The sequence below is a fragment of the Tindallia californiensis genome (genome assembly GCF_900107405.1).
GTDB lineage: Bacteria > Bacillota > Clostridia > Peptostreptococcales > Tindalliaceae > Tindallia > Tindallia californiensis.
In genome coordinates, this window is sequence record NZ_FNPV01000002.1 from 121,227 (window position 1) to 135,826 (window position 14,600).

At 38.0% G+C, this 14,600-nt stretch carries 12 protein-coding genes and 1 other annotated feature (1 of these 13 only partly in view); all 12 genes read right to left on the minus strand.

What is annotated here, in order from left to right:
* Nucleotides 1-10 (minus strand) — a binding site (T-box leader) (it extends 213 nt beyond the left edge of the window).
* A gap of 59 nt (nt 11-69) precedes the next feature.
* Complete coding sequence (locus BLV55_RS02715; RefSeq protein WP_176968223.1) at nt 70-1,029, minus strand: D-2-hydroxyacid dehydrogenase; 960 nt, start codon at nt 1,027-1,029, stop codon at nt 70-72.
* Nucleotides 1,022-1,516, minus strand: a complete 495-nt coding sequence (locus tag BLV55_RS02720; protein ID WP_176968224.1) for a YbaK/EbsC family protein — start codon at nt 1,514-1,516, stop codon at nt 1,022-1,024. Before BLV55_RS02720 ends, BLV55_RS02715 begins: the two co-directional genes overlap by 8 nt.
* Before the next feature lie 28 nt (nt 1,517-1,544).
* Complete coding sequence (locus BLV55_RS02725; RefSeq protein ID WP_176968225.1) at nt 1,545-2,228, minus strand: anaerobic ribonucleoside-triphosphate reductase activating protein; 684 nt, start codon at nt 2,226-2,228, stop codon at nt 1,545-1,547.
* A 32-nt stretch (nt 2,229-2,260) separates the two neighbouring features.
* Entirely contained in the window at nt 2,261-3,208 is a 948-nt protein-coding gene (locus tag BLV55_RS02730; protein ID WP_093310835.1) for an AEC family transporter, read from the minus strand.
* A gap of 165 nt (nt 3,209-3,373) precedes the next feature.
* Nucleotides 3,374-5,518: a ribonucleoside triphosphate reductase gene (locus BLV55_RS02735; protein ID WP_093310837.1), complete on the minus strand. Its 2,145-nt coding sequence runs from the start codon at nt 5,516-5,518 to the stop codon at nt 3,374-3,376.
* A gap of 296 nt (nt 5,519-5,814) precedes the next feature.
* On the minus strand, nt 5,815-7,734 hold the full coding sequence (locus BLV55_RS02740; protein ID WP_093310838.1) for an ABC-F family ATP-binding cassette domain-containing protein: 1,920 nt from the start codon (nt 7,732-7,734) through the stop codon (nt 5,815-5,817).
* Nucleotides 7,715-8,566 (minus strand): glutamate racemase, encoded by an 852-nt coding sequence (murI, locus tag BLV55_RS02745; protein WP_176968226.1) that lies wholly within the window; start codon nt 8,564-8,566, stop codon nt 7,715-7,717. The genes BLV55_RS02740 and murI overlap by 20 nt, the downstream gene beginning before the upstream one ends.
* The gene (locus BLV55_RS02750) at nt 8,554-9,906 is read right to left on the minus strand and encodes a glucose-6-phosphate isomerase (protein WP_093310843.1); all 1,353 of its coding nucleotides are present in this window, start codon (nt 9,904-9,906) and stop codon (nt 8,554-8,556) included. Before BLV55_RS02750 ends, murI begins: the two co-directional genes overlap by 13 nt.
* Before the next feature lie 18 nt (nt 9,907-9,924).
* Complete coding sequence (locus tag BLV55_RS02755; RefSeq protein ID WP_093310845.1) at nt 9,925-10,812, minus strand: fumarylacetoacetate hydrolase family protein; 888 nt, start codon at nt 10,810-10,812, stop codon at nt 9,925-9,927.
* Between the two features lie 77 nt (nt 10,813-10,889).
* Nucleotides 10,890-12,257, minus strand: coding sequence for a magnesium transporter (gene mgtE / locus BLV55_RS02760; RefSeq protein WP_242870011.1), 1,368 nt, complete (start codon nt 12,255-12,257; stop codon nt 10,890-10,892).
* Nucleotides 12,258-12,309: 52 nt separating this feature from the next.
* Complete coding sequence (gene rodA / locus BLV55_RS02765; RefSeq protein ID WP_093310848.1) at nt 12,310-13,419, minus strand: rod shape-determining protein RodA; 1,110 nt, start codon at nt 13,417-13,419, stop codon at nt 12,310-12,312.
* Between the two features lie 189 nt (nt 13,420-13,608).
* Entirely contained in the window at nt 13,609-14,580 is a 972-nt protein-coding gene (locus BLV55_RS02770) for an acyl-CoA dehydratase activase (protein WP_093310850.1), read from the minus strand.
* Between the last annotated feature and the right edge of the window lie 20 nt (nt 14,581-14,600).

Sequence of the window (14,600 nt, forward strand, 5' to 3'; positions counted from 1 at the left end):
TTGCCTCTCATCTTCTGTTTTTCATCATTATATCATAAAATACAATGAAAATGCATATAACAACCTCTCTTAATAGCCTTTTTCTAAATCTACCACATTCATCATATTCCCATTACCACCTTGAAATACTTTTAGGTTATTCTGTAAAATCGGCATGAGTTTTTCCATGTATTTCGTAGATTCACCACATATATGTGGTGTTATGACAACATTTTCCAGTTTCCATAAAGGGCTGCTTTGAGGTAATGGCTCTTCTTCAAAGACATCGGCTACAAAACCGCGGATCCACCTTTCTTTAAGGGCTTTTATTAAAGCTTCTTCATCAATGGTACCTCCACGTCCCATGTTGATTAAGCAAGCATTTTTTTTCATCACCGATAAGTTTTTTGCATTTATTATTTTTCTTGTTTTCACTGTTTCTGGTAAGAGGTTAATCACATAATCACTTTCTTTAAGAAGGGCTTCGATTTCAGTCATTCCAAAAGTATTATCCACATAAGGTATTTCCTCTGGGTTGTTTTTAATGCCGATCACTCGCATGCCCATTAAAGATGCTTTTTTTGCAATTTCCTGACCAATGCTTCCTAATCCTAAAATACCAACTGTTGCACCAAATATTTCATTTTGTTCTATCTGACGATCCCACGTACTGCTCATCTGGTTTCGGATCATTGAATGAATGTTTCTAGCCATCATAATCATGCTTGCGATAGCATATTCAGCCATATGAATCCGGTGTACGCCTTTTCCATTCGTAATAATAACGCCTTTTTCATGCAGTTCTTTGATTGGAAATGCATCTACTCCTACGGTAATTGCTTGAAGCCATTTCAGATTTTTACCCTTTCGAATAATGGATGCTTCACAAGGGTAAGTAACCAGAACATCTGTATCTTCAATCACTTCTTCTAATTGCTCTGGCTTATTGACAAACAATACTTTTTCGAACTTTTCCGGATCCAGCATCGCTTCTATTTTTTGTTGAGAAAAAGTGACGTGCGAGGGAATATTAAAAACAATTTTATACATTGGGTAACTCCTTTCCATATTTACATACATCTACAACCTTTCCTCCGGTTACTTCTGCAAGTTGTGCCATTGTAATGGGAACAGCCGTATTAGAAGTACCTGCCGCTGCATATACAGTATCAAATCGCTCCATACTTGAATCAAGAAGGATTTGGACATTTGTCAAACCAAAAGGGCAAACTCCACCAGGAGGGAACCCTGTTTTTTCAATACATTCTTCTTTTGAAGCCATTTTAGGTTTTATTCCTAACTGCTTCTTTATTTTACTGGTATTAATTTTTGCATCACCGCTAGTCACTACTAACACTGGAGTTTCTTCTGCAAGAAATAAAATAGATTTCGCAATTTGACCTACCGACACACCAAGTTGATCTGCTGCCATTTGGGCTGTTTTTGTCGACCCCGGTTCAAAGACGATCACTTTGGTGTTTATTGGAAGTGATTCTATATATTCTACCATATCGTCCAGCCGCTCTTTATCGGTCATTTCACCTTACTCCTCTCTTTTTTGTTTTTTAGCGAAGAATTACTTCTTCAAAGAATGGTTCTAATTGTTCTTTTAAGTAAGTCATTCTTATCGCTGGATATGACGTAAGCTTTTTTCTTCCACAAAGCACATTTTCATTATCACGAAAGTTTTGAAGAACGTACTTTTTAGCATCGGATATCCAATCAGCAATTTTCAAAACCTCTGTCTCCGTCAAAATTTCTGGTGATACAGTGGTTCTGAATTCATAGTTTTTCATCTGGTTTTTAATAACCCTAATGCTTTTATTGATAGCATCAAGATCTACACAAACGCCTGCAATCTGATCATATTTTTCCGGTGGCGCTTTTATATCCATGGCGATATAATCAATCAATCCTTCTTTGATAAGTGGTTCAATAATATCCGGTTTTGTTCCATTGGTATCCAGTTTTACACCATATCCAATGGATTTTATTTCTTGTATAAAGCCTCTTAAATCTTCTGATAATGTGCATTCACCACCTGAGATAACCACACTATCAATAAAAGAACGTCTCGTAATCAATTCATCCATCATTTTCTGTCGTTCTATCTGAACACCTTCGATACTCAACAGTTCTGCATTGTGACAATAGGAGCACCTAAAATTGCATCCTCGCAAAAAAATAACCGTTGATAAATGCCCTGGATAATCGATTAGCGATGTTTTTTGAATTCCGCCAATACGCATTTCGTCACTCCATTCCATCTTTTTGATGGTTATTAAATGATCCCTATACTTCTAAAAGCAAAAACAAAAGATGTCATGGTTACAATTGATAACAATGTACTTACCATAATAATATCTGAAGCCAGTTCTTTGTCTGCATTCATGGCTGCTGCCATAATAAAGGACACTGTTGCTGTCGGTACACCAGTCAGTACATAGATTAATATGATATCCTCTCCTCTATAGCCAAAAAACAGGGCTGAAACAACGGATAGCATGGGTAGTGCCACGAGTTTAATCGCACTGGCAATGAGTGCTATTGGTAAATTCTCCAATGTATGACTAATATTAAAAGAAGCACCAATCGCAATTAAGGCTAACGGCGTAGCAATCACAGCAAAGTACTCCATGGTTCTCTCGGCTACGACAGGAACTTGAACTGGGATCAGGGACATGATAATGCCGGCTGTGATCGCAACAATCAATGGGTTTTTTGCAATATCTGACAGGGTCTTTTTAAGGTGAATTTTCTTGGTGCGGTCTTTTCCTGCATATGACAAAATAATAACAGACATAACATTATACACCGGAACGATAATCGCTACAGCTAACGGACCTTTAATGGCGATGTGTCCAAGGATGTTCTCCATTAAGGAAAACCCTATGTACAAGAAATTTCCTCTAAATGCCCCTTGAGCAAAAGCTCCTATTTGGTCCGGTTTCTTTATAACAGTGTTTCCTAAAATCCAGGATAAAATAGCTCCACCAACCGTTACCACCGTTATAAATAAAATAAATCCTATATCAAAGTACTCTTGAAATGTCGCACCAGAAACATCGCAGAATAATTTAATCGGCAATGCCACATAAAAAACCATGTGATTTGCTTTTTTTACAAAGTCGCCATCTATTATTTCCTTTTGCCTCATAAGATAGCCAGAACACATGACCAAAAAAATAGGCAATGCGGTGCCAAGACTAAAAAACATATTTTCTATCATTGAGCTTCTCCTTGTGATGTGATATTAACTGACTAACGATTCATTCATGTACGATTATAACATATTCTTCTCTGTTTTTGACCCTTCGTCACGCTACGACTATTCGTCCTGAGTTCATTTTATTAAAAAGCTAACCTCCCTTTTATGCAAGGGAGGTTTTTTCTCTTATCCAGCTATTTCTTCCTTGGAATCTTTTTTAGCCGTTACTAGGTGATCCTCTTTTAGGCTTTCTTCTGGAACAAATTCCAGTCTATCCTTAAATTCTTCCCGTTTTCCTTTGTTCCATGATTGTACCGGTCGATGGAATCCAACTACCCTTGTCCAAACTTCTGTTTCTTCATTGCATTCAGGACAATTAAAATGTTCTCCTTTGATATAACCATGCTGCTGGCATATGCTATAGGTAGGGGTAATTGTCATATAGGGCATGTGAGAATTTTCAAAGCTTCTTTTTAATAACAGCTTCGTGGTTTCAATGTCCTGTACTTCTTCGCCAATAAACCCATGAAAGACAGTTCCTCCTGTATACTGTGTCTGTAAAGCTTCCTGAGATTTGATTGCTTCAAAAATATCTTTTGTGTGACCTACAGGAAGTTGTGTTGAATTAGTATAGTAAGGTTCTTCCTGACCCTGTGCAATGATTCTAGGGTAAAGCGCTTTATCTATTCGAGCAAATCGGTAGGAAGTACCTTCTGCAGGAGATGCTTCCAGGTTCCATAGGCTTCCTGTTTCTTCTTGAAAAATCTGAATCACACGATTCATAAATTCCATTATTTCCACCGCAAAGCCTTGTCCTTCTTCTGTGGTAATATCTTCTCCCAAAAGGTTTATACATGCTTCGTTCATTCCATTAAGTCCAACGGTAGAGAAGTGATTCTTAAAATACTCTCCTGTAGAATCTTTTACGCTTTGCAAGTAATATTGAGAGTAAGGATATAATCCTGCTTCCATATAATTTTCTAATACAACACGTTTTTCTTCGCATATTTCTTTTGCAAGCTCCATCAATTTTCGAACCTGTTTCTTAAACTCTTCTACGTTTTTGGATGTATAACCTATCCTTGCCATGTTTAAGGTTACCACATTAATAGATCCGGTCATTGGATTAGCACCAAACAATCCGCCGCCACGTTTTCTTAGTTCGCGATTATCAAGTCTCAATCGGCAACACATGCTTCGGATGTCTTCCGGTGCCATATCAGAATTCAGGAAGTTAGCAAAATAAGGTGTTCCAAATTTCCGCGTCATTTCCATAATAGAGTCGGCAACTTCTGACTCCCATGGAAAATCAGGAGTTATATTTATTGTAGGAATCGGAAAGCTAAAGGCTCGCTGAGCACCATCACCTTCCATCATTACTTCACAGAAAGCTTTGTTAAACAGATCCATTTCTTTCTGGAATTCACCGTATTTCTTGTCTACATTTTTTCCTCCTATGATGGCTGGCTGATTTTTTAATAGTGGGTGAGGAGCTATATCTAGTGTAATATTGGTAAATGGTGTTTGAAAACCAACTCTTGTCGGAATGTTTAAGTTAAAGACAAATCGTTGTAACGCTTTTTTTACCTGACTTAATGTTAATCCATCATAATAAATAAAAGGCGCTAAATACGTATCGATGCTGGAAACAGCCTGCGCACCTGCCGATTCACCTTGTAATGTATATAATAAATTAACCAGTTGTCCTAAAGCTGTCTCTAAATGCTTAGGAGGTCGTGACTCAACCTTCCCTTTTGCTCCTTTAAATCCTCTTCTCAGAAAATCTTCCATATCCCATCCGCAACAGTAAGGAGCCAATAACCCCAGATCATGAATATGTAAATCTCCTCTTATATGAGCATCTCGTAGCTCTTTTCGATAAATTTTATTAAGCCAATATTTAGAACTGATCGATTCAACAATATGATTGTTTAACCCTTGTAACGAAAAACCCATATTTGCATTTTCATTGACACGCCAGTCATCCAGACTAACATATTCTTCTACCATTTCTTCTGCATCCATAAAAAGGTTTTTTACTTCTCTTAACTCTTCCCTTCTCTTGCGATACAGAATAAATGCTTTTGCTGTTTTTGCGTGTCCTTCTTCTATCAATACCTTTTCCACAAGATCTTGTATGTCTTCAACAGAAGGTATACTGGCCCTGCAGGTTTCATTAACAATATCGACGACTTTTTTTGCCAGCACACCAGCTCTTATCTCATCATCGCCGCCCACTGACTGAACAGCCTTAAATATGGCATCCTTTATTTTGGTCATTTGAAAATCTACTATTTCACCGTTTCTCTTTTGTATTTTTGATATGGCCAACCTTTAGCGCCCCCTTTATTTAGTATCGATCATTTACTTAAATACAATATATAGTATAATTTAACGGAAATCCCTTGCATTTCAAAACCTTAAATTTCGTCAAATAACGAACTCTTAAAGTGTATTCTTCCTTTTTCACTCTTTATCATCTAATTAAAAAGGATTTCTTTTCTAGCCCCTTTTCTCGTATTGACAAATTTTTTAATGAATAGCACTCTCTGGTATTACTGCATGTGAAAGGCTTTGGTATTTTTGAAACCAAAGCCCCATTTTGGTGGTCCAGATTGAAATCCATCTTATTCCTTATCCTTATTTATTTTTTCAATTTTTTCTGTTAGTTCTGCCCATCGCATCAGCTTTTCTTCCAAATAAGCTTCCAATTTTTCTTTTTCTTTCATACTATTTTGAAGCGCAGCAAAATCTGTCTGTTGGTCTTCCATCTGGTTTTCAACAACCTCTATTTGTTTTTCTATGTTTTGAATTTCCGGTTCGAGGGTTTCGTATTCCTTTTTTTCATTGAAGCTCAGTTTTAATCCTTTTCGTTTTTTATTGTCTCGTTCATTGGTTGTAAAGTCCTTGCTTTTCCTTTGGTCCTTGTCAGGCTTTGAGGATTTTTCGGATGATTGTCTTTCCATCCATTCACTGCAAGATCCTTGATATTCTTGTACTGTCCCATCTCCTTCAAGAATAAACAGTCGGTCTACTAATCTGTCAAGCAGATATCGATCATGCGAAGATATGATCACAGTACCTTCAAAAGAAAGCAGGTATTCCTCTAACAACGTAAGCGTATATAAATCCAAATCATTTGTCGGCTCATCCAACAACAAAAAGTTAGGCTCTTCCATCAGTTGTCTCATTAAATAAAGCCTTCTTTTTTCGCCACCAGACAGTTTGCCTATTTCTGTCCATTGTCTTTCCTGACTAAACATAAATCGTTCCAATAGTTGTGAAGCAGAGATTTTTCGGTTTCCTTCAACCGTCATATATTCTCTACCTTCCCGTGCATACTCCAGCACACGCAATTCTGGGTTTAGATCCTTACTTTCTTGATCAAGATAAGCCGTTTTAATCGTTTTTCCCCACTTCATGGTCCCAGCTATGGGTTCAAGGTTGCCTGCCATTAATTGCAGTAACGTGCTTTTACCTGTGCCATTCTTCCCTACAATGCCTACTATTTCCCCTGGTTTTAATAAGAAATTTACGTTTTGAAGAATTGGTTTTCCCTCTTCGTAAGAGAAAGATACTTCTTTCGCCTCTAATACTTGCTTTCCCATCCGCTTTTGCAGAAGTGGAATATCCAACTGCTTTTCACTGTCTTTGACCATTTTTTCTTCCAGATTTTCAAATCGGTCAATTCTAGCTTTTTGCTTGGTGCTTCTTGCCCTAGCACCACGCCTAATCCACGCAAGTTCTTTTTTGAATATGGTTTTCATTCGTTGCTGTTCTTTTTTATGATCATGAATGATTTCTTGCTTCTTTTCCAAATAATATTGATACGCACCAGAAAACAGTGTCCATTTTCCTTCTTCCAATTCACCGATCGAACTCGTCACCCTATCCAAAAAGTATCGATCATGAGTGACAATAACCAGCGCTTGTTTTCTCTGGCATAGCCAATCTTCCAACCAGGAAATCATTGCCAGATCCAAATGATTCGTCGGTTCATCTAACACTAAGAGTTCTGATGGCTGTATTAGAGAACGTGCTAAAGAAATCCGTCTTCTCTGTCCACCGGAAAGCTGTTGTACTTTCATCTGATAATCAGATAAACCTAGTTTTGTTAAAATCGTTTTTGCTTGTGTTTCTAGTTTCCATAGGTTTTTATCTTCAATCTGCTGATGAAGTCGCTGCCATTCTTCTGAGTACTGTACATTATTGGGAAAGTGTTGCAGTTGTTCCGTTACTCTATTGTACTCAGAAAGCAACTTCATTTCCGGATTTTCACTTTTCATCACCGCTTCTAAAACCGTATGATCTATTTTTTCTTCTGTTTCCTGAGAAACCATTTCCACCCGGCAATTTGGATGAACACTTACATTTCCAGAATCTGGAACTTTTTTTCCTGCTAAAATATTTAGCAACGTGGTTTTACCGGTACCGTTAGCTCCAATAATTCCCAATTTTGTCTCTGAACCAATATAGAGTGTTACATCTTTAAGTATGGGCTGTATCCCATACTGGTGTGTCACATCTTCAAGACTTACATAATTCATTGTTTTTCCTCAATTCTATTTCTAGTTGGTCGCTGGAAACAATCCCATTTATTCTCAGTTGATTCTGCAGCAACTGCTTGCTTTTTTCAAGACGTTCATCATCTTGACTCGAGTCCATCAAAGATACTTTTCCCATAGAGTGAGCCTTTGTTATTGTTGTATTTTCCATGATCATTCGCATTGTTTGCTTCACCGTGCCCTCATTTCCATCGTGTATCCTTGTTCCTTCCGGCAAAGCAGCTTTCCATTGGTTTTTAATCAGTACGTAATGAGTGCACCCTAAAACAACACCGTCAACATTTAAGGGTTGTAACGGAGCTAACAATTCGTCAAGTTTTTTTGTTACTTCTTTAGATTCCGGTCCATACTCTTCGATGATTTCCACTAAACCGTGACATGGTAATGTGACAATATTATGTTGAAGGTCCATCTTTTTCACAAGTGCAGCGAATTTTCGCTCTTTCAGAGTTAACCCTGTAGCCGCCACCAGTATTTTACCTGAACTTGATTTCGTTATGGCTGGCTTTACTGCTGGTTCCATCCCAATTATTGGAAATGAATATTTTGCACGCAAGGCAGTTGCCGCTGCACTAGTAGCCGTGTTGCAAGCAATAACAACAGCTTTTGCTGATTGTTTTTCTAATATCCGCATATGATTTAAGGCATGGTTTAATACCTCTTGGGACTCCAACTCTCCATAAGGCGCATTTATCGAATCACTGATATAAACAAAAGATTCTTTTGGCATTGCTTCAATTAAATTTGCTAAGACGCTTATTCCTCCATATCCGGAGTCAAAAACGCCTATTGGTCCCTGATTTACTTCTTCCACTTTACTTCCAACTCCTGCCTTAATTGTTCCGTCCCTGGTTTTCCCAGTAATGAAAACATATTTCTTTTATAATCTTCCACACCAGGTTGATCAAAAGGATTAACCCCTAACATATATCCACTGATCGCACAGGACTTTTGAAAAAAGTACATTAAATAGCCTATCCAAAAAGCGCTTTTTTCCGGCACTGAAAGAATACCTACAGGCACACCTCCATCGATATGTGCCATAATCGTTCCTTCAAGGGCTTTGTTGTTTATCATCCCTAATTCCTTGTTCTTCAAATATTCCAGCCCATCATTATTATCACCTGTATCAGGAACTAAAACACTTTCCTTGCTTTCTTCCGTTTTGATGACCGTTTCAAAGACAATTCTTCTGCCATCTTGAACGTATTGACCCATCGAGTGTAGATCGGTTGTGTATTGCAAAGAAGTGGGGAAAATTCCTTTTTTTTCTTTTCCTTCGCTTTCCCCAAATAACTGTTTCCACCATTCGCATAAATAATGATACTGTGAATCAAAGCTTGCTAGTATTTCGATGCTCTTACCCTGTTGGTATAAAAAAGATCTATACGCCGCATATCGATAAGCGGCGTTGGATTTAAGACAAGGAGTTTCAAGACTTTTCTCTGCCTTTGCTGCACCACAAAGCAATTCGTCGATATCAATACCAGCAGCAGCAATCGGCAACGTTCCGACTGGTGTAAAAACAGAATATCTTCCTCCAACATCATCAGGAATAATAAAAGATTGATATCCTTTTTCATCAGCCAGGTTTTTTAAAGCACCTTTTCTAGCATCCGTCGTCACGTAAATTCGTTTCCGACTCTCTATATCACCATAACGTTCTTCCAATAACTGCCTAAAAATCCGAAAAGCAATTGCAGGTTCAGTGGTTGTTCCAGATTTCGAGATAACATTTATTGAAAATTCTTTCCCTTTTAACCAATGCTTTAGATGATATAAATAGTCGGCATCCATCTGATGTCCAGCAAAAACTACTTGTAGTTCTTTTGCCCTTCCCTTTTGGGTTCCAAACAAACGACTTGGTTGCAGCAGTTCTAACACAGCCCTCGCACCTAAATAAGATCCTCCTATCCCGATTACCACTAAAACATCTGACTGTTCTCTGATAGCTAGGGCAGCTTCTTTTATTCTCTCTATTTCTTCTTTGTTTATTTTTGATGGCAACTCCAACCAACCAAGGTATTCTTTTCCAGGGCCAGTTTTCTCATGAAGTAATTGATGGGCTAAATTTATGTGAGGTTGCAATTTTTGAATGGAATCATCGGTTATAAGGCTTGCTGATTGACTAATATCAAAATCAATGATTTTCATTTCATACAAACCTCCTCATTATCTCACTGTATTTTTTAACGTTCCAAGACCTTCTACCTTGCAAATAACTTCGTCTCCTTTTTGCAAGTATTTGGGAGGATCAAAGGCCATCCCAACACCCGAGGGTGTTCCAGTGGCTATCATATCACCTGGCTCTAACGTAAACCCTTTTGAAAAATCGCTAATGACATATGGCAGATCAAAAATAAAGTTTTTTGTATTAGATTGTTGCCTTATCTCGTCATTAACATGACAGCTTAGATCCAGTTTCAGAGGATGATCCATCAGGTCTTTGTGTACAATCGCCGGACCCATAGCGGTAAACCCGTCTAGGCTTTTACCTCGTAACCATTGACTATGAGTGGCTTGCAGATCTCTGGCACTTAAATCGTTCATGATTGTATATCCAAAAATATACTGATAAGCGTCTTCAACCGAGATGTTTTTTCCTCTTTTGCCGATGATAGCCACTACTTCTACTTCATAATCAATCATTTTAGTCACTTCATCCTGAACCTTAATTTCTGCCTGTGTTCCAATTATTTCTGTTGCCATTTTTCCAAAATAAATAGGTGCCTTGGGTGTTGTTTTTCCTTTTGCAAAGGAAGTTTTCAACTCATCTGCATGATCCTGATAGTTAAGACCAAGACAAATAATATTTCTAAAAGGCCTGGGAATCGGTGCCAGCTGTTTAAATTCTCTTAATGAATATGGTTTTTGATCTGGTATATTCAAATAATACCGAACTTTATTGACCATCTCTTCATCTTCTTGACGAATCAATTCCAGGACAGAAACAGGTGCCTTTTCTCCAAAAATTTGCTCGAACGTATAAAAATGCTCTCCGTCTTTTGTTAATACACCAGGCACTTCCTTCACGTCCGCTTTTACCGTAATAAACTTCATCTACCATTCTCCTCCCTTCAAACATTGCTTTAAGCGACTTTCCAAGTTTTTTGTTAATTAATTTTCATCCATTGACGCTAATAGAGTCCAAGAATAATTCCTGCTATATTAAAGTAGACCACCAGAGCCATGGCATCAACAATGGTTGTAATTAGCGGACCTGCCATAATGGCTGGGTCCAGCTTCATTCTTTTTGCAAGGATAGGCAGCATCCCACCAAACAATTTTGCCATAATGACCGTTAGTGCCAATGTTAAAGATACGGTTATGGCAATTGCTAAAGAAGCATTGCTTATCAGCAGCATGCGGACAAAATTAACGCTTGCCAGCATGATTCCAACAAGGATACTGATACGAAACTCTTTCCACAACACTTTAAGGTAATCATCTAGCTCAATTTCTCCAAGGGCAATCCCCCGGATAATTAAAGTGGATGTCTGATTGCCTGCATTACCTGCTGTATCCATTAACATCGGAATAGCCGCCGCCAGAATCACTACCGCGCTAAGAACGTCTTCAAATCTCCCAATAATATTCTCTGTAAAAGTAGCTGATATCATCAGAACCAACAGCCAGACAATCCTTCTTCTTGCAAGAAGAAAAATGCCTGTATTCATGTATTCTTCTTCACTAGGTAGCAATGCAGCCATTTTTTCAAAGTCTTCTGTATTTTCCTGTTCAATAACATCAACAATGTCATCGATGGTGATAATACCCACCAGTCTGTCTTCCCGATCTACTACAGGTAAAGACATTAGATCATATTTCTTAAACAAATCAGCAACTTCTTCCTGATCGTCCAGCGTCGTTGTGCTAATAACATCTACATCCATTATTTCAGCTACCTTAAGGTGATCATCGGCTAAAATTAGTTTTCGTAAGGATATAATTCCTTCCAGCTTTCTTGTTTCATTTAAGACATAGCAAGTATAAATGGTTTCTTTGTCAATGCCGTTCATCCGAATATGTTGTAACGCTTCCGCCACCGTCATTTCTTTTTTTAAGGATACATATTCAATGGTCATAAGGCTTCCTGCCGAAAACTCAGGATAGTTTAAAAACTGATTGATCAGCTTGCGTTCATCGTCTGTAACTCTCTTGAGAATACGTTTAACCACGTTTGCCGGCATTTCTTCTAAAAAGTCAATTTTATCGTCAAAATTAAGTTCTTCTACAATATTTCTAAGTTGATTTTCATGAAGTGTATCCACAATATTCCTTTTTTGTGTAGGTGATAAGTATGAAAACACATCAGCGGCTAAGTCTTTTGGCAAGAGTCGAAAAATAATGGTTGTATTATTAGGATATTCTTCTGCAACTTCTTCTATCAATTCCGCTAAATCTGCTGCCTTCGCTTCAGTAAAAAGCTCCCTCAACTGGATGTATTTTTTTTCCTCCAGAAGTACTAAGACTTCGTCAAAAAAAAGCTTCATTTCTTCATTCATACTTGTCACCACCTTTATTTACTTTTACAGACCCCAAATAAGCAGTCTCATCTTAAAAATTAATGACATCTCTCCTCATGTAAACATTTAATACAAGGCCTATGGCCATAAAGTTTGTTAACATAAATGTCCCCCCATGACTAATAAAAGGAAGTGGTTTTCCTGTTACAGGCATAAGTCCTATCGCCATTCCAACGTTTATAAAAATATGAAAGGCCAACATAAAGATAACTCCTACCACTAAAAACATACCAAAATCGTCTTTTGCATTCATCGCAATATAGATGCATTTTACTAACATTGCAATAAAGAGAAATAAAAGAACTGATGCTCCGATAAAGCCTAACTCTTCTGCGATCACAGAAAAAACAAAATCTGTATGTCTTTCTGGTAAAAATCCATACTGACTCTGTGTTCCACTATAGAGTCCTTGTCCCCTTAACATCCCTGCACCAACAGCTCTTTTTGACTGAATAATTTGATAGCCTGCCCCCATAGGGTCCATCTCAGGGTTAAGAAAGATAAGAATACGAGTGCGCTGGTAATCCTCTAACAGATTCCAAAAAATCGGCATGGTAAAAAGGCCTAGCACGGCTCCCATAAGGATATATTTATAACGCAATCCCGCTATAAATAACACCCCAAAAATAATTGCTCCCAGAACGAGCGTCGTTCCCAGATCAGGCTGTAACATAATTAAAACAAGGGGCGCAAACATAAACCCCAGTATCTTAAATAGGGTAGCTGGCTGATTAATATATTCTTTTTGATCATCAACAATCTTCGCAAGACAAATAATCAGTCCAATCTTAACAAAATCGGCTGGTTGAAAACCAATGCCCCCTATACGAATCCAGCGACTAGCTCCCCAATCTTCCTGTCCTACACCAATAATAAGCACCATCAGTAAAAGAGCATTGCTGATCAGATAGATTGGAAGTGCCAATCTTTTTAAGGTTTTATAATTTATAGAAAGCATAAAACACATTGCCATCAATCCAATAGCAACTGATTTTATCTGACTCCTTACAAAATGTGGTGCTCCTAATCGATGGTTCAGGGTTGAGCTGGAGATAATAACCACCCCGTAAGCACAGATTAACAAAACAATCACTACCAGGGTAAAGTCAATTTTCTTCAGCAATTTACTATCATTTATCAATACGTTCACCTCAAATGTCTCTGTCTATAGAATTCTTTGTTAATGGAACCCTTAAATCAGTTTATATCAGTTTCCATCTGTTTGCAACTACTTGACGAGGAAGAAGAAAAATTCCTTCCGTTAGAAAAAACGACGAAATAATCGTCGTTTATGTCATCAGATTTAACACAGTTTATCAAAACTTGTTACTTAAATATGCTTAATTGTATTGGTCCACTTTCCACAACGGTCTCCCCACCGGGCAACCACTTCATTATCAACCTTCACTTCAATTACTTCACAATGGTTGGGACAATCTTCACATTCAAATGTTCTAGGCGTAAAATCAAGATCTACCGCTGCAAAACCACGGAATTTTGTTTGAGCACCAGATACTTCTATTTCATCCTTTGCCAATATGGCAGCACCAACGGCACCCATTATATCAAAATGATCCGGTATAATCACTTCATGATTAATCTCTTTTTCAAAAGCCGCTTTAATCCCTTCGTTTGCCGCTACTCCCCCCTGAAATACAAAAGGTGGCTCTAATTTTTTTCCACGACCAAGGTTGTTAATATAATTTCGTACCAATGCTTCGCAAAGCCCTTTAATTATTTCCGCTTTTGAAAAACCAAACTGCTGTTTTGCAATCATATCAGATTCAGCAAAAACAGTACATCTTCCCGCAATCCTTACATCTCTCTGAGCAGAAAGTGCTTTTCCTCCAAACTGATCAATGGGAATACCAAGCCTTTCTGCCTGGTGATCCAGGAAAGAACCTGTTCCAGCAGCGCAAACTGTATTCATCGCAAAGTCAACCACCATCTGTTCTTCTATGATAATAATCTTAGAATCCTGACCACCTATTTCAAAAATTGTTCTTACATTCGGAACAAAATGAGCTGTTGCTGTTGCATGTGCGGTTATTTCATTCTTTATTACATCAGCACCAATCATAACTCCTACCAATTGCCGACCACTGCCAGTTGTCCCTACACCACGTATCACAGCTTTTTCGGGAAAATCTTTTTTCAGCTGTCTTAAGCCTGTTTTGACTGTCTCTAAAGGCTGTCCATTGGTTCTAATGTATTGGCTTGAAATTACTTTTGCATTATGATCAATAACAACGATATTGGTACTAACAGAGCCAACATCTACTCCCATAAATAATTCCTGCAAATGATCCATCCTCCTGTCAA